General features: G+C 72.3%; 9 protein-coding genes. 2 read left to right on the top strand and 7 right to left on the bottom strand.

All coding sequences use genetic code 11. The annotated features are described in order from the left end of the window. The 4 genes from CW362_RS39540 to CW362_RS39525 all read right to left on the bottom strand — a co-directional run. On the bottom strand, positions 1-1,133 hold a 1,133-nt coding region (locus CW362_RS39540), incomplete at its 3' end, for a beta-galactosidase (protein WP_206301208.1). A 111-nt stretch (positions 1,134-1,244) separates the two neighbouring features. Next, complete coding sequence (locus CW362_RS39535; protein WP_103554422.1) at positions 1,245-2,180, bottom strand: carbohydrate ABC transporter permease; 936 nt, start codon at positions 2,178-2,180, stop codon at positions 1,245-1,247. Continuing rightward, positions 2,177-3,229, bottom strand: a complete 1,053-nt coding sequence (locus tag CW362_RS39530) for an ABC transporter permease (RefSeq protein WP_103554421.1) — start codon at positions 3,227-3,229, stop codon at positions 2,177-2,179. The genes CW362_RS39535 and CW362_RS39530 overlap by 4 nt, the downstream gene beginning before the upstream one ends. A gap of 26 nt (positions 3,230-3,255) precedes the next feature. Continuing rightward, positions 3,256-4,935 (bottom strand): type 2 periplasmic-binding domain-containing protein, encoded by a 1,680-nt coding sequence (locus CW362_RS39525; protein WP_103554420.1) that lies wholly within the window; start codon positions 4,933-4,935, stop codon positions 3,256-3,258. A gap of 361 nt (positions 4,936-5,296) precedes the next feature. Between CW362_RS39525 and CW362_RS39515 the strand changes: the two genes are divergently transcribed. Next, positions 5,297-8,275 (top strand): glycoside hydrolase family 3 C-terminal domain-containing protein, encoded by a 2,979-nt coding sequence (locus tag CW362_RS39515; protein WP_240658292.1) that lies wholly within the window; start codon positions 5,297-5,299, stop codon positions 8,273-8,275. A 200-nt stretch (positions 8,276-8,475) separates the two neighbouring features. Here the strand turns inward: CW362_RS39515 and CW362_RS39510 are convergent, their stop codons facing one another. The 3 genes from CW362_RS39510 to CW362_RS39500 form a co-directional block, all read right to left on the bottom strand. Further along, the gene (locus tag CW362_RS39510; protein ID WP_103554419.1) at positions 8,476-9,921 is read right to left on the bottom strand and encodes an aldehyde dehydrogenase family protein; all 1,446 of its coding nucleotides are present in this window, start codon (positions 9,919-9,921) and stop codon (positions 8,476-8,478) included. A gap of 207 nt (positions 9,922-10,128) precedes the next feature. Continuing rightward, on the bottom strand, positions 10,129-11,796 hold the full coding sequence (locus CW362_RS39505; RefSeq protein ID WP_103554418.1) for a PucR family transcriptional regulator: 1,668 nt from the start codon (positions 11,794-11,796) through the stop codon (positions 10,129-10,131). A 223-nt stretch (positions 11,797-12,019) separates the two neighbouring features. Then, complete coding sequence (locus CW362_RS39500) at positions 12,020-14,440, bottom strand: type IV secretory system conjugative DNA transfer family protein (RefSeq protein WP_103554417.1); 2,421 nt, start codon at positions 14,438-14,440, stop codon at positions 12,020-12,022. A gap of 324 nt (positions 14,441-14,764) precedes the next feature. Here CW362_RS39500 and gabT point away from each other — a divergent pair, with 324 nt between their 5' ends. After that, positions 14,765-16,099 (top strand): 4-aminobutyrate--2-oxoglutarate transaminase, encoded by a 1,335-nt coding sequence (gabT, locus tag CW362_RS39495; protein ID WP_103554416.1) that lies wholly within the window; start codon positions 14,765-14,767, stop codon positions 16,097-16,099. Positions 16,100-16,473: the final 374 nt, after the last annotated feature.

The following is a 16,473-nucleotide window of genomic DNA, read 5'->3' as shown; positions in this document are numbered from 1 at the left end:
TCCCCCGCGTGGCCGATCATCCCGGAGTGGAACTTCTCCGCTCCCTGCCGGGACTGGCGCCACTGGAAGTAGCAGACGGCGTCGGCGCCGCGCGCCACGGCCTGTAGCGACCAGAGCCGGTTGAGCCCGCGCGGCTTGGGGCGGTTCACCCCGCGCCAGCTGACCGCTCCGGCCGCCTGCTCCATGAGCATCCAGGGGCCGCCCGCCGCCTGGGAGCGCGTCATGTCCTGGACGAGCGCGCCGTGCTGCGCGCCGAGGGGATCGCGCGGGTCGGGATAGAGGTCGACCGAGACGACGTCCTCCTCCACGGCCCATCGCCAGGCGTCCTGACCGACCCACATCGGCATGAAGTTGCTGGTCACCGGGGTGCCGGGGCTGTGGCGGCGCACGATGTCCCGCTCGGCGGCGTAACACTCCAGGAGCATGTCGGAGGTGAAGCGCTTGAAGTCGAGGACATGCGTCGGGTTCTTCATGTAGTGCGCGTGGCGCGGTGGGAGGATCTCGTGCCAGCCGTCGTAGCCCTGGCCCCAGAAGGCCGTTCCCCAGGCCGTGTTGAGTGCCTCGACGGTGCCGTACCTGTCCTGGAGCCAGCGCCGGAAGGCGGCGGCCGCCTCGTCGCCGTAGTCGAAGGTGCAGTACTCGTTGTTGATGTGCCACATCGTGAGGGCGGGGTGGCTCGCGTAGCGGGCGGCCAGGTCCTCGGTGATGGCGGCGGCGCGGCGGCGGTAGACGGCGCTGGAGTGTGAGAAGTGCTGCCGGGAGCCCCACCACTCGGTGCGGCCGTCCTCGTCCCGGGGCAGGGTCTCGGGGTGCAGTCGGCCCAGCCAGGGCGGTGGCGAGGAGGTGGGGGTGGCGAGCACGACGCCGATGCCGTGCTCGTGCATCAGGTCCATCAGCCGGTCCAGCCAGCCGAACTCCCGTGCCCCCGGACGTGGTTCCAGTCTGGCCCAGGAGAAGACCCCGAGGGTGACGGAGTTGACGCCGGCCTCCTTCATGAGGCGGACGTCCTCGGTCCACGTCTCCTCGGGCCACTGCTCGGGGTTGTAGTCGCCGCCGAACAGGATGCGGCCCCGGGTGGCGTCGCTCAGGGACGGCCGCCCGGACTCCGGGCCGGTTCCGGGGGGCGTGCGCATGGGCCACCTCGATCGGGGTGAGGGAGGGACGGGGGTGGTACGCCGCGGCCGACCGCCGGTCAGGAGCAGGTCAGCCGCGACGAGCCGGGGGCGCCGGGTGCCTCGGTGAGGTCACCCCTTCACGGCGCCGGTGAGCATGCCCTTCTTGAAGTGCCGCTGGACGAAGGGCGAGAGGACCGCGACCGGCAGCAGCGCCATCACCATGACGGCCATCTGCACGGCGAGCGGGGAGAGCTGTCCGGTGTTGATCTGGGTGGCGAGCCCGACCGGGCGTTCCTGCTTCTGGACGAGCTGGATCATGACGTTCTGGAGCGGCATCATGTCCTGGTCGGTCAGGTAGATGGAGGCGTTGAACCAGGCGCTCCAGTAACCGACCGCGTAGAAGAGCGAGATGACCGCGAGGACCGCCCGGGACAGCGGCAGCACGATCCGCCACAGGATGCGCCAGTCGCCCGCGCCGTCGATGCGGGCGCTGTCGATCAGTTCGGGCGAGATGCCCATGAAGAACGCCCGCAGCACCAGGATGTTGAAGACGCTCACCGCGCTGGGGAGGATCAGCGCCAGATAGCTGTCGGTGAGACCGAGCGCCTGCACCAGCAGATAGGTGGGGATGAGGCCCGCGCCGAAGAACATCGTGGCGAGCAGCAGCATCAGGAACCAGCGGTGACCGAGCGATCCGGTGCGTGAGAGTCCGTACGCGCACAGGACCGAGACCGCCATGCTGAACAGGGTGCCGGTCAGGGTCACACCGACGCTGACGAGCGCGGCGCGCTGCACCTGGCCGCCGGTGAGCAACTCCTCGTAGGCGATGAGGGTGAAGCCCCTGGGGACGACGACCAGGCCGCCGGCCGCGTCGATGGTCCGCTTCGACTGGAGGCTGGTGACGACGACGATCCAGAGCGGGAAGAGGATCGCGAGGGCGGCCAGGGCGAGGGTGAGTCCCTTGCCCGCGAGGCCGGCCCTGGAGGGTTTCTCCTCCCAGGGCGGGCGGGGCGGCGCCGCCCATCGGCCGGACCGGGCGCGGGTACCGGGCGTCACGGCGGTCATTTCTCGTACACCCCCTGCTCGCCCATGAGGTGGGCGACCTTGTTGGCGGTCAGGACGAGCCCCAGGCCGACCACCCCCTTGATCAGTCCGGCCGCCGCGGCGTAGCCGAAGTCCTGGTTGCGGATGCCGTTCCACCACACGTAGGTGTCGAGGACCTCGGCGGCGCCGGGGCCCACCGAGTCGCGCTGGAGCAGGAGCTGCTCGAAGCCGACGGTGAGCGCGTCGCCCACGCGCAGCACCAGGAGCAGGGCGATCACCGGGCGCAGGGCGGGCAGGGTGATGTGCCACATGCGCCGCCACCGTCCGGCCCCGTCCATGGCGGCGGCCTCGTACAGGTCGGGCGGGACGGCCGAGAGGGCCGCGAGGAAGACGATGATGCCCCAGCCCGCGTCCTTCCAGACGCCCTCGGCCGTCACCAGGAACTTGAAGATCCCCGGGTCGGTCATCAGGTCGATGCCCTGGTGGCCGTGGCGGCGCAGGGTCTGGGCGATGATGCCCGCCCCGCCGAAGATCTGCTGGAAGACGGTGACGACGAGGACCCAGGAGAAGAAGTGCGGGAGGTACATGACCGCCTGGGCGACGGCCCGGACCCGGGGTCTGACCACGCTGTTGATGAGCAGCGCGAGGGCGACGGGGACCGGGAAGTAGAGCACGAGCTGGAGGAGGAACAGGACGAACGTGTTCTGCACCGCGTGCCAGAACGCCGAGTCCTCGAAGATCCGCCGGAAGTTCTCCAGACCGACCCAGGGGCTCTCGAACATCGCGACGAAGCCGTTGTCGCTCAGGTACGGGTCGTAGTCCTGGAAGGCGACGACGTTGCCCAGCACCGGAATGTAGGTGAAGACGAGCAGCAGCGCGATCGCGGGCAGGGTCATCAGGATCAGGGCGCGGTCGCGCCTGAACCGCAGCCGGAGGGCCGGCCTTCCCGCGCCCCGTCCGGTGCTCCCGGCGGCCCGCCGTCCGCCGGCGCCCTCGGGCGGGCTCCCGTCCGGCGCCTTCCTGCCCGCCCTGGCCCCGGCCCTGCTCCGAGGCACCGTGCTGTGGGACACGGCCTTCTCCTTGCCTCAGTCCTGGGTCACTTGGCCGCGGAGCCGTTGTCGTCGAGCAGCTTCTTGTACCAGGCGCGCAGGTCGTCGCCGCCCTTGCTCTTCCAGTCCGCGACGGCCTGCTGCACGTCGGCGATCTTCTTGCGGCCGCGGACGACGTCGTCCTCCAGCTGTTCGAAGTCGTTGGCGAGGTTGGTCCACCGGTTGGGTTCGGTGATGGTCAGGCCGTAGAAGGAGGACTTCTTGGTGAAGGCGCCCATGCGCTGCTGCCACTCGACCTGGAGCCTGGCGATCTCCGGCAGGTCGGGGTGGGCGAGGTAGGCGGCAGGGTCACCGGTGTAGTCGTAGGCGCCGTTGACCTCGTTGGTGCCCTTGGTGGTCTTGGTGGGCAGGCCGTTCTTCACGGTGTAGTCGGTGCCCTCGACGCCGTACACCGTCAGCATGTACTCCTTGGTGCCGTACGGGGCCGCGCAGAAGTCGGCGAGCGCGAGGAAGTCCTTGATCTGCCGCTCGGACGCGGTCTTGCTGACGAAGGTGAAGATGCCCGCGGGCTGGGTCGCCCAGAGCGTGGGGTCGCCGCCGTCGGGGCCGAAGATGTCGAACGCGCCCATCTCGAAGTCGGTCTTCTGGGTGCGCTGTTCGGCCGTCGAGCCGTACCAGTAGGACAGGTCGCCGTTGAAGACGAGGGACTGGCCGGCGGTGAAGCGGTTGGAGGCGTCGCCCTTGACGGCCTTGGCGTCGGGGTGGACGACACCGGCCGCGTACAGCTTGCGCGTCCACTCCAGGGCTTCGAGGTATTCGTCGGTCTCGATCCGGTTGACCAGCTTGCCGTCCCGCAGGTCCCACCACAGGGCCTTGTCACTGCCGTTGAGGACGCCGTAGATGTTGAAGGCCGTCCACTTGAGGTCGTCGCAGGCCCACACCTTCGCCTTGGCGTCGGTGGCCTCCTTCGCCCAGGCGAGGAACTCGTCCGGGGACTTCGGCAGGGTGTAGCCCTTCTTCGCGAAGACGTCCTTGCGGTAGAAGGGCGCGATGTTCGTGACGTACGAGGCGGGCATCGGGATCGCGCGCAGCCGGCCGCCGAAGATGGAGCGCTGCCAGGCGTCCGTGGGGACGGCCGCGAGGTTCGGGTAGGCCTTGACCTTGTCGCCCGACAGGTACGGGCCGAGGTCGGCGAACTTGGCGTTGATCGCGCTCGGTATCTTGCCGTTCAGGTTCCAGCCCGGGACGACCACCACGTCCGGGATGTCGCTGGAGGCGAGGATCGCGCCCAGCTTCTCGTCGTAGGTGTTGCCGTCCTGGTTCTGCCAGGTCGCCTTGACGCCGATGGCCTCGTTCATGGCCGTGTAGTACGCGTTGTCGCCGGCCGGCGGGCTGCCCCAGAACGGCGACATGATCTTCAGGTCGCTGCCGCCGCCCAGCTTCTTCGGGACGGACGTCTTCAGCGCCTTCAGGTCGATCGCGCGGGTGAACCCGGCCGCCGATCCGTTCTTCGACGGAAGGTCGGGCGTGACGACGCTCGACGCCACGAAGGCCGGAAGGATCTTCTGGGCGTCCTTCCCCGAGGTGGTGCCGTCCTTGTTGCCGTCCTGGCCGCCGCCGCAGGCGGTGAGCAGGGGCGTTCCGCCGGCCACGGCGGCCGCTGCGACCGCCGTGGAGGCGAGGAAGCTTCTCCGACTGGGGGCGGAGGGGGCGGAGTTCGGCGTCATTGCGTCAACCCTTCGTGGCGCACAGCAGGACACCCGGCGGTGGGGCCGTCGGCTGCGGTGTCTCGAGTGGATCTGCCCGAGCTGAAGCGGTCCTCGGAGGCTGCGCCCTGAGAGAGGGAAGCCCAACAGTCGAAGCGCTTCGATGTTGCTGCGAGGTTAAGTGAACGCCTGGGGGTGCACAAGGGCCGATCCCAAGATTCCTCGGAGGCGACCGACAACAGGGCTTCTCCCTGCGGCACTTGATGTGGCCGACGGGAAACGGAGGTGGTGCGCGCCGATGTCTTGACACCCACCCCTCGGTCGATCGAGCATCGAAGCGCTTCGAAAGCACTTCGACGCCCCACCGCAAAGGGATCACCACGTGACCGCAGAGACGCCATCCATGCCGCCCTTCCGCGATGCGAGCCTGCCGTTCGCGAAGCGCATCGACGACCTGCTGGCACGGCTGACCCTGGACGAACGGATCGCGTTCCTGCACCAGTTCGCGCCCGCCGTCGAGCGGCTCGGGATCCAGGCCTTCCGCACCGGCCAGGAGGCCCTGCACGGGGTCGCCTGGATGGGCCCGGCGACGGTGTTCCCCCAGGCCGTCGGGCTCGGCGCGACCTGGAACGAGGACCTCGTGCGCCGGATCGGCGAGGCCGTGTCGTCGGAGGCCCGCGCGATGCGCGCACGCGACGACCGCGTGGGCCTCAACGTCTGGTCCCCCACGGTCAATCTGCTGCGCCACCCGCTGTGGGGCCGCAACGAGGAGGGCTACTCGGAGGACCCGGCACTCACCTCCGCCGTCGCCACCGCGTACACCCGCGGGCTGCGCGGCGGCCACCCGGTCTACTGGCGCACGGCCCCGGTCCTCAAGCACTGGCTCGCGCACAACAACGAGACCGCCAGGGACACCTCGTCCTCCTCCGTCCGGCCGCGCGTGCTGCACGAGTACGATCTGCGCGCCTTCCGCGACACCGTGGTGGCCGGTGCCGTCGCCGGGGTGATGCCCGCGTACAACCTGGTCAACGGCCGCCCCAATCACCTCTCGCCGTATCTGCGCGAGCAGCTGCGGGCCTGGACCGACCAGGAGCTGCTGGTCTGCTCGGACGCGGGCGCGCCCTCCAACCTGGTCGACTCCGAGCACTACTTCGACACCCACGAGGAGGCCACCGCCGCCGCGCTCCTCGCCGGCGTCGACAGCTTCACCGACCACGGCACGGACGGCTCCCGGATCACCGCACGCGTCCGGGGCGCCCTGGAGCGGGGCCTGCTGACCGAGGCCGACATCGACACCGCCGTCCGCCGCCAGCTCGCCGTGCGCTTCCGGCTGGGCGAGTTCGACCCGGACCTCGACCCGTACGCCGGCACCGGGGAGTTCGACACGCCCGCCCACCGCGCGCTCGCCCGGGAGGCCGCGGAACAGGCGATCGTCCTGCTCAAGAACGACGGACTGCTGCCGCTGCGCCCCGGCGCCCGCCTCGCCGTCGTCGGCCTGCTCGCCGACGAGTGCAAGCTCGACTGGTACAGCGGCACGCTCATCCACCGGTCGACACCGCTGGAGGGCCTGTACGAGCGCTTCGGCGCCGAGCACGTGGACTTCGCCGAGGGCGTGGACCGCGTACGCCTGCGTACCTCGTCCGGCCGGTACCTCGCGGTGCCCGCCGTGGAGGACCCGCCCGAGGGGCCGCGGGACGACGGGGGTGCCCTCGACCCCGCGCTGATCGCGGGCCGCACCGACCTGCCCCCGCTGACCACCGACGCCGTCGGCACCGAACTGGCGCTGATCGACTGGCGCGAGGGCGTCCTCACCCTGCGCGCCCCCGACGGCCGCTACCTGTCGGTCGCCGACGACGGGTTCCTGCGCGCCTCGGCCGACCAGCCGGGCGGCTGGGTCGTCCAGGAGACCTTCCGGCTGGAACCCTCCGCGGCCCATGGCGGCGGCCACCTCCTGAAGCACCTCGGAACGGGCGGATACGTCTGTGTCGCCGCCGACGGCGTGAAGGTTGCCGGGCAGGACGCCCGGGAGGCCGAGGTCTTCGAGGTGGAGTTCACCGAACGCGGTGAGGACGCCGTGGCGCGCGCCGCCGCCTCGGCCGACGTGGTCGTCGTCGTCGCGGGCAACGACCCGCACATCGACGGCCGCGAGACCGAGGACCGTACGACGCTGCGGCTGCCCGCCCACCAGGAACGGCTGCTGGACGCCGCCCGCGCGGTGAACCCGGACACCGTGCTGGCGCTGGTCTCCTCCTACCCGTACGCGGTCGACCACACCGGCCTGCCCGCCCTGCTGTGGACCGCGCACGGCGGCCAGGCGGCGGGCACCGCGCTGGCCCGCGTCCTGGCCGGGGACGTCTCCCCCGCGGGCCGCCTCCCGCAGACCTGGTACGCCGCGGACGCCGACCTTCCCGATCTGCTCGACTACGACGTGATCGGCGGCCGGCAGACCTACCTCTACTTCGAGGGGACCCCGCTGTTCCCCTTCGGACACGGGCTGTCCTACGCGTCGTTCGCCTACACGGACCTGCGGGTCCGCCGGGAGGCGGACGCGCTGACCGTCTCCTGCACCGTGACGAACACCGGGACCGTCGCCGCCGACGAGGTCGTCCAGCTCTACACCCGGGCGGCCGCCCCGTCCGTGCCCCGCCCGCGCCGCGAACTGGCGGGGCACCGCCGACTCGGGCTGGCCCCGGGCACGTCGACGACCGTGACCTTCCGCGTCCCCTTCACCGCGCTGGAGTTCTGGGACGTGTCCCTCGGCCGCCGACGCCTGGAACCGGGCGCGTACGAACTGCTGGTCGGCGCGTCCGGCGAGGACATCCGGCTCGGCGCGACCGTCGAACTCGACGGCGAGCCGGGCGCGTTCCGCCCGGTCCGCGAACGCGGCCTGGAAGCGGCCGACTTCGACGAGCAGCACGGCGTCGCGATCGTCGACCGCACGAGGACGACGGGCGACGCGGTGACCCCGGCGGACGGCGGCACGGGCGAACTCCTCTACCGGGCGTGCGACTTCGGGGAGGGGGTCACCAGGGTCGTCGTCGAGGCCGCGGGCGAGGGGACCGTCGAGGTGTCGCTGGACGGGGGGCCGTGGACGCCGGAGCTCCCGCCGGGTACCGGGCCGTCAGCACACGGGATCCCGCCGAGCGGCGAACCGTCGGTACCCGGGAGCCCGTCGAGTGGCGGACCGGCCTCCGAAGAGCCGTCGGACACCGGGCCGGTCGCCGAACTCCCGGTCGGCGGGACGCGGGGGCCCTACGACTACCACGCCCTCACCGCCGCGTTCACCGTCGACGGTGTGCACGACGTCCGCCTCGGACTGCGCGGCCCCGTGCGGCTCGCGCACGTCGGCTTCTCCGGTTGAGGGTCCGGAGAAGCCGGCACAGGGGTCCGGCACCGGAAGGCATCGGTGCCGGGCCCCTTCTCCGTCGACGTTAGCTGAAAACGATTGTCACCAGGCATGCCGTTTCCGGCCATGTCCCGCCCCCTATCCCCCACCGAAGACGCCGCCGGCCCGAGCCCCCGCACAGTGGGCTCGGGCCGGTGGCGCCGGGTGGGTCTTCGTCAGAGGGCGAGACCCGTCAGGACGAGCACGCGCTCGTAGGTGTAGTCGTCCATCGCGAACCTGACGCCCTCACGGCCGACGCCGGACTGCTTCGCGCCGCCGTACGGCATCTGGTCGGCGCGGTAGGACGGGACGTCGCCGATCACGACGCCGCCCACCTCCAGGGCGCGGTGCGCGCGGAACGCGGTCTGCAGGTCGTGCGTGAACACACCCGTCTGGAGGCCGTACTTGGAGTCGTTGGCGGCCTCGAAGGCGGCCGCCTCGCCGTCCACCTTCTGCACGGTCAGGACCGGTCCGAAGACCTCCTCGCAGGAGATCGTGACACCGGCCGGGACGTCGGCGAGGACGGTCGGGGCGTAGGAGGCGCCGTCGCGCTTGCCGCCGGTGAGCAGCGTGGCGCCGGCCGCGACGGCCTCGTCCACCCACGACTCGACGCGCTCGGCGGCGGCCTCGCTGACCAGCGGGCCGACGTCCGTCGCGTCGTCGGACGGGTCGCCGGTGACCTGGGCCTCGACGGCGGCGACGATGCGCGGCAGCAGGCGGTCGTACACCGCGGCGTCCGCGATCACGCGCTGCACCGAGATGCAGGACTGGCCGCCCTGGTAGTTGGAGAAGGTCGCGATCCGGGTCGCGGCCCAGTCCAGGTCCGCGTCGCTCGCGAAGTCGGCGAGGACGACGGCCGCACCGTTGCCGCCCAGCTCCAGGGTGCAGTGCTTGCGCGGCACCGAGTCCATGATCGCGTAGCCGACCGTCTCGGAACCGGTGAAGGAGATGACCGGCAGGCGCTCGTCCTGGACCAGGGCGGGCATCTTGTCGTTGGCGACCGGGAGGATCGACCAGGAGCCCGCGGGCAGCTCGGTCTCGGCGAGCAGGTCACCGAGGATCAGGCCGGAGAGCGGGGTGGCGGGCGCCGGCTTGAGGATGATGGGCGCGCCGGCCGCGATCGCCGGGGCGACCTTGTGGGCGCACAGGTTCAGCGGGAAGTTGAAGGGCGCGATACCGAGGACGACACCCTTGGGGAAGCGGCGGGTGAGCGCGAGCCGCCCCTGGCCGCCGAGGTCGGTGTCGAGGCGCTGGGCCTCGCCGCCGTTGAAGCGGCGGGCCTCCTCCGCGGCGAAACGGAACACGGACACCGCGCGGCCGACCTCGCCCCGGGCCCACTTGATCGGCTTGCCGTTCTCGGCGGAGATGAGCTGCGCGATCTCCTCGGTGCGCTCGGCCAGCCGGCGCGAGACGTGGTCGAGGGCGGCGGCGCGTACGTGGGCCGGGGTGGCGGCGAACTCGTCGCGCACGGCGTACGCGGCGGCCACGGCCTCCTCGACCTGGGCCTCGGTGGGCACGCTGACCTGACCGACGAGGCGGCCGTCCCACGGCGAGGTGACGTCGAAGGCGGTCTCGCCGGTGGCCTGGCGGCCGGCGAGCCAGAAGGCGTGGGTGGAAGTCATTGTGCGAGTCCCGGCCCTTCCGTGTTGGGGGTGACGACAGGGGTGTCTCTGGTGCTGCGCTTTCCCGTCCACGGTAGGGCCGGGACCATCACGGGGCGTTTGTCCGACGCGTAGCAGTCGGAGGGCGGGGTGCGCCGGTTTGGACTGGTCGTCCGAGGCCGCGCGCCTCGTGCCGGGCGAACCGCCGCCGACGGCGGGAGGCCCCGTTCACTCCCCCGCCGCGGCCGTCGCCTTCAGGGCCAGCCAGAGTTCCATCCGGACGTCGGGATCGTCCAGGGACCGCCCGAGGATCTCCTCGACCCTGCGCATCCGGTAGCGCAGCGTGTGCCGGTGGACCCCCAGGTCGGCGGCCGCCGCGTCCCACTGTCCGTGGCGCGACAGCCACGCCCGCAGGGAGGCGACCAGGTCCCCGCGGCCGGTGGCGTCGTGTTCGTGGAGCGCCCGCAGGAGCCCGTCGGCGAACGCCCGCACGGCGTCGTCCGCGAGCAGCGGCAGAACGGACCCGGCCGCCAGCTCCTCGTGCTCGACGAGGAACCGGCCCCGGCGCCGGGCGACGGAGAGGGCCTGTTCGGCCTGCTTGTAGGCGGCGCGGGCGGCGATCGGGCCGGCCGGTGCCGAGAGCCCGACGACGAATTCGTCCTCGTCCCCGGCGGCCCCGGCGGCCTGCTCGCGCGGAACGCCCCGCGCGGACTCCAGCACCGCGGCGTAGTCCCCGCAGGCCTCGACCGCGGCGCCTCCGTCCACGGCGAGGACGACCAGCCGCTCCCCGTCGGGCACGACGAGCACGGACTCACCCGAACGCACGGCGGCGGACTCGACGACCTCCGCGAGGCCCTCCAGCGGATCGCCCTTGACGTCCGGCACGGCGACGGCGGTCTTCGAGGGCGGGGCGGCGCCCACGCGCGCGTGCCCGTCGGCGTGCGCCCGTCCGGCCGACGCGGACACCGACTCGGCGATGATCAGCCGGAAGGGCGCGTCGAGCAGTTCGCCGTACAGGTCTCCGGCGACGGCCCGCGCGTGGTCGGGTTCCCCGGCGAGCAGCATCCCGAGGACGGCCGCGCCGATCCGCTGCTCGGCGGCGTGCAGGGACCGCGAGCGTTCGGTGGTGAGGGTCAGCAGGGCGATCGCCGAGTGCACGGCGTAGCGCTCGGCGGTGCCGAGGGCGCCGGCGGTCCCGACGGCGAGCGCGGCGCGCGGCCTGCGTCCCGTCCCCAGGGAGTGCAGTTCGACGCGGTCCTCCCCGCCCACCACCGAGCTCGCCGGCGCGGGCCGCTCGCGCAGCCGCTCCACGTCCGGGGTGAGCCGCGCGGCGCGGCGTCCCGCCCAGTCCGGGGCGGCGGCGACGACGGAACCGGAGGCGTCGTAGAGCGCGGCCCATCCGTCGACCTGTCCGGCGAGCGCGGCGAGCAGCCCCTCGGGCCCCTCGTTCAGGGCCTGTTTGGTGAGTTCGCGCTGCGCGGCGAACCCCGCGGTGACGGCCCGGTACTGATCCGCGGCGATGGCGGCGGACACGGCCTTGCTGATGGCGAGGAAGGGAGTGCGCCGGGGTACCTCGAGGAGCGGCAGCCCCTCCTCGTCCGCCGCGTCGACGAGCGCCTTCGGGATCTCGTCGTAGGTGACCCCGATGGCGAAGCCGATCCCGACGACTCCGGCACCGGCCAGCCGCTTCACGTACCGCCGCATGACCTCGGGATCGTCCGCGTCCAGCTTGAGCGCGGTGATCAGCAGCAGTTCCCCGCCCTCCATGTACGGCACGGGGTCGGCGAGCTCGCTGACGTGGGCCCAGCGGACGGGCACGTCCAGGCGGTCCTCGCCCGCGCGCACCGTGAGCTTGAGCGCGGAGTGCTGGACGAGCGAGGCGAGCGTGAGGGGCATGGTGCCTTCAGGTCGGTGTGAGCTCTGCGATCTTCGTGATCTCTGTGATCTTCGCGATCTCTGCGATCTCTGTGATCTTTTGGCCGCTGCGTATGAACGGCCCCTGCCAATTCTGCCTCACCGTACGGTAGCCGCGTGCGGTCATGCCCGGACGTCCCGGTCGGCAGGTCCGCGTGTTCACGCGTTCCACCCGCTACGCGCCCCTCGCCGTCCCGGTCGTCCGTCAGCCCCGCAGATCCACCAGCAGCGGCGGGGCGTGTTCCCCCTTCACGCTGGTCAGCGACAGCACGGCGTGTCCGGGCGGGACGGCGTGGGCCAGTTCGGACGCGGACCAGCGTTCCCGCTCGACCTGGCGCACGGTCACGGCGTCCGTGGTCACCGCCTTGCCGGTCACCAGCTTGCGCAGCGCGTGGATGGCCCGGGTCATGGGCTGGTCGGCGAAGACGGTGTGCTGGGCCACGTCCTTCGTCTCCACCCACTCCGTGCCCCAGGACTCGGCGAAGCGGCCTCCGTCCCAGGTCGTGACACCGGAGAAGGCCATGCGGCAGCCGACCGCGCCGTACAGCGGCCCGTGCAGGGACTCGGGGACGTCCCCGATGGTCCGCAGGGCGAGGACCACTCCGGCGTTGTGCGCCCGCAGGCCCTGGATGCGGCGTACCGTCTCGGCGGTCAGGGCTCCGGTCGCGTCGTCGAGGACCAGGCAGGCGAAGTGGCCGCGCCGGTCGCCGCCGCGGACGACGGCGGCGAACTGGGCGAGCAGGAGCCTGGTGATCAGCTGGGACGCCTCTTCGTATCCGCGTTCCGGCAGATCGACGCGGACGCGCAGCGGATGGTGGGCCACCGCCCGGAGCGAGAACGGCCGGGCGCTCGTGCCCGAACCGAAGAAGTCGGCGAAGACGGGCCGGTCCAGCAGCGCCAGACGGTCGGCCAGGACCGGGCCGGGGTCGTTCGGGCCGCCGCTCTGCCGCAGCCGTGCCTCCAGTTCGCGGAGCATCGCGGGGTGCCCCCCGGCCGCCAGGTCCCGCCGCAGCGGCTCCAGCAGCTCGGGCACTCCTTCGAGCAGTTCGCGCAGCACGGGGATCGTGGGGAACGCGCCGTGCACGGCCCGGTAGGGACCGAGCAGCTGGGCCAGGGCCGTGGCGGCCCGCCGGACGTCGACGCCGTCGGCGCTCCCGACCAGGCCCTCCGCGAGGAACGCGGCGGCTTCGTCGGCGTCGTCGCAGTCGGCGTACGGGTCCAGGTCGTGGACCGACTCGGGGTCGCCGAGCTTCACGACGACGTCGTACGAGGCGTCGGGGCCGACCGGTGTCCCGGCGGCGGCCACGACGACGACGGCGCAGCGCGCGGTGAGGGCCTGTAGTCCGAGGGACTCGGCGACGGGCCCCACGAGGTGGCGCGTCTTCCCGGAACCCGCCGGTCCGACGGCCAGGAGCGAGGTGCCGAGCGCAGCCGGGCCGAGGGCGGCACCCGCGCCGGAGTAGGCGAGCGGGGTGCGCTCCCGGGCGACCCACCGGCCGAGCCGCACCTGGGCCGCGAGCAGGTCGTGCGAGGCGGCGCGGACGGGCAGGTCGCGGTCTCCGGAGGGGTGGGTCCAGGCGGCGGCGCCCCGTCGCAGCACGGTGTCGCTGAAGGCGGCGAGCCGTCCGTCGCGTCTGGCCGAGGTCCAGGCACGCAGGATCCGCGCGCAGTCCACGTCGTTCATGCGTTCGCCCAGCACCTCGGAGGACAGCAGCTCCGCCGCCTCGCGCTGTCCGGTCGCCCTCAGTTCGGGCCATTCGGCCGGAGGGCCGGACGGCTCCTCCGGCTCGGCCGGTGACGCCGCGGCGCCCGCCGCGGCCGGCCGGGAACCGAACCGCTCCTTGGCGAGCGGCCACCATCCGCCCAGCCGGGCGAAAGGCAGTAGGACGAGCGCGGTGATCAGCGCGTAGAGGCCGTAGGTGATCGCCAGCGACGCGAACACGTCCTCACCGCCGGCGATCAGCGCCACCAGGGACAGCACCGGATTGACGATCGGCAGGGGGTCCCACCCGACCCCCGGAAAGGCGTCCGGCCAGACGAACGTCAGGGTCAGCAGGGCCGCCAGGGCCGCGACGACGGCCCGGCCGGGCTGCGCGCGCCGCACGACGAAGTGGTGGGCGATCTCGCGCCAGCTCCCGAGGCGTCCCATCGCGTAGACCAGCGCTGCGAAGAAGAGGCCGTCGTAGACGACGATCGCGTCCACGCCCTGCCAGGACTTCGGCGCGGTCGTCCCGCCCCACCACCAGTCGTCCGGCGTGAACAGTTTCAGCACGACCAGTTGGTAGGGGACGTTCCCCCGGCGCCACAGGGACCAGACGATCAGCCCGATCACCAGGGGGAGCACCAGGCCGACGATCGTCACGGAGGGCAGACGCCCGCGCTCCTTCGACGCCTTGGGGGCGACGTATCCGTACCGCCAGATCCCGAGGGCGGCGTCGGGGCGGGGCGCGTTGAGCCAGTCGCGCACGGTCCCCCGGGGCGCCGGAGGGGCGGCGGGCACGGGCGGCGGGCCCGAGGGCCTGGGCGGAGCGCCGCCGGGAACGGCGGGAACCCCGGGGGGTGCGGCCGGACGAGGCACGGGGTCGGCATGCGTGCCACGTGCGTCGCGCGTACCGTCGAAGTCCATCGTGTGCGCCCCCTGACCAGCCAGTCCGCCTGTCGCTCTCAGGCCAATCTAGTGGTCCCGCGGGGCGAGTTCACCGTTTACGGGGCCGGGTCCGCGGCGGGAGCGGGGCGCCGCGCGTCCGCTCCCCCGTCCGCCGCGGTGTCCACCGCTATGTCCACCGCGGACAACGGATTCCTCCGACAACGCCCACATGGCGCATGCCGAGCCCCCCTCATCGGCTCTAGCCTGCGAAGAAAGAAGGCAAGCGTCCGAAACCCCCCGCCCGGACGGCCCCCCGCATCCGCCGGGTACCGTCCGGTTCGCAAGATCATCAGGGAGCCCCTCATGACCGCACTTCCGCAGGAGCGCCGCGTCGTCACCGCCATCCCCGGCCCGAAGTCGCAGGAGCTGCAGGCCCGACGCCTCGCCGCGGTCGCGGCCGGTGTGGGATCGACGCTCCCGGTCTTCACCGCGCGCGCCGGCGGCGGCATCATCGAGGACGTCGACGGCAACCGCCTCATCGACTTCGGCTCCGGCATCGCCGTGACGTCGGTCGGCGCGAGCGCCGAGGCCGTCGTGCGCCGGGCCTCCGCCCAGCTCCAGGACTTCACCCACACCTGCTTCATGGTCACGCCGTACGAGGGGTACGTCGCCGTCGCCGAGGCGCTCGCCGAGCTGACCCCGGGCGACCACGCCAAGAAGTCCGCCCTGTTCAACTCGGGCGCCGAGGCCGTCGAGAACGCGGTCAAGATCGCCCGCGCGTACACCAAGCGCCAGGCCGTCGTCGTCTTCGACCACGGCTACCACGGCCGCACGAACCTCACGATGGCGCTGACCGCCAAGAACATGCCGTACAAGAACGGCTTCGGTCCGTTCGCCCCCGAGGTCTACCGCGTGCCGGTCGCCTACGGCTACCGCTGGCTGACAGGCCCGGAGAACGCCGGCGCCGAGGCCTCCGCCCAGGCCATCGACATGATCAACAAGCAGATCGGCGCCGACAACGTCGCTGCGATCATCATCGAGCCGGTGCTCGGCGAGGGCGGCTTCATCGAGCCGGCCAAGGGCTTCCTGCCGGCGATCCGCCAGTTCGCCTCGGACAACGGCATCGTCTTCGTCGCGGACGAGATCCAGTCCGGCTTCTGCCGTACCGGCCAGTGGTTCGCCTGCGAGGACGAGGGCATCGTCCCGGACCTGATCACGACCGCCAAGGGCATCGCGGGCGGTCTGCCGCTCGCCGCCGTGACGGGCCGCGCCGAGATCATGGACGCCGCCCACGCGGGCGGTCTGGGCGGCACCTACGGCGGCAACCCGGTGGCCTGCGCCGGTGCGCTCGGCGCGATCGAGACGATGAAGGAGCTCGACCTCAACGCCAAGGCGAAGCACATCGAGTCGGTCATGAAGACCCGCCTCGGCGCCATGGCCGAGAAGTTCGACATCATCGGCGAGGTCCGCGGGCGCGGCGCCATGATCGCCATCGAGCTGGTCAAGGACCGGGCCACCAAGGAGCCGAACCCGGAGGCGGCCGGCGCGCTCGCCAAGGCCTGCCACCAGGAGGGCCTGCTGGTCCTGACCTGTGGCACCTACGGCAACGTCCTCCGCTTCCTGCCCCCGCTGGTCATCGGCGAGGACCTCCTCAACGAGGGTCTCGACATCATCGAGCAGGCCCTCTCCCGCGTCTGACGCGGACACCGCCGCAGCACCGGAGGCCCCGGAACCGCCCACGGGCGGATTCCACCGGGACTCCGGTGCTGCGGCGTTCCCGTGGGGGCGTGTGAAGAAGGTGTGCGAGGTGGATGGCGGGACGCGAATCCGTCTGTCGGAGCCGCATCCCCTGCCGTAGGTTCTAACCGGATCAGGGATACACCCGCCCACAGGGGACTGCGGGCCGCACCGGACCGAGGCTTCTCCGGCTCCGCCCTGGCCGTGCCCTAGCGCACACACCCGGAGCTTGCGGCTCCGGTTCTCCTCACCGATCGGACGGTCGCCCGCCCCAAACCCCCCGGGGCGCGCGGCGTTCCGGTCCGGGGCGGCCGCCTCGGAACCACCCCCCCCTG

The sequence above is a fragment of the Streptomyces populi genome (assembly GCF_002911015.1).
Lineage (GTDB): Bacteria > Actinomycetota > Actinomycetes > Streptomycetales > Streptomycetaceae > Streptomyces > Streptomyces populi.
This window is presented reverse-complemented; position numbering and strand designations above follow the sequence as displayed.

Excerpts from the sequence above, each read along its gene's own strand:
- CW362_RS39535 (WP_103554422.1), bottom strand. The coding sequence starts at position 2,180 with ATGACCGCCGTGACGCCCGGTACCCGCGCCCGGTCCGGCCGATGGGCG.
- CW362_RS39525 (WP_103554420.1), bottom strand. The coding sequence starts at position 4,935 with ATGACGCCGAACTCCGCCCCCTCCGCCCCCAGTCGGAGAAGCTTCCTC.
- CW362_RS39510 (WP_103554419.1), bottom strand. The coding sequence starts at position 9,921 with ATGACTTCCACCCACGCCTTCTGGCTCGCCGGCCGCCAGGCCACCGGC.
- CW362_RS39505 (WP_103554418.1), bottom strand. The coding sequence starts at position 11,796 with ATGCCCCTCACGCTCGCCTCGCTCGTCCAGCACTCCGCGCTCAAGCTC.
- CW362_RS39500 (WP_103554417.1), bottom strand. The coding sequence starts at position 14,440 with ATGGACTTCGACGGTACGCGCGACGCACGTGGCACGCATGCCGACCCC.
- gabT (WP_103554416.1), top strand. The coding sequence starts at position 14,765 with ATGACCGCACTTCCGCAGGAGCGCCGCGTCGTCACCGCCATCCCCGGC.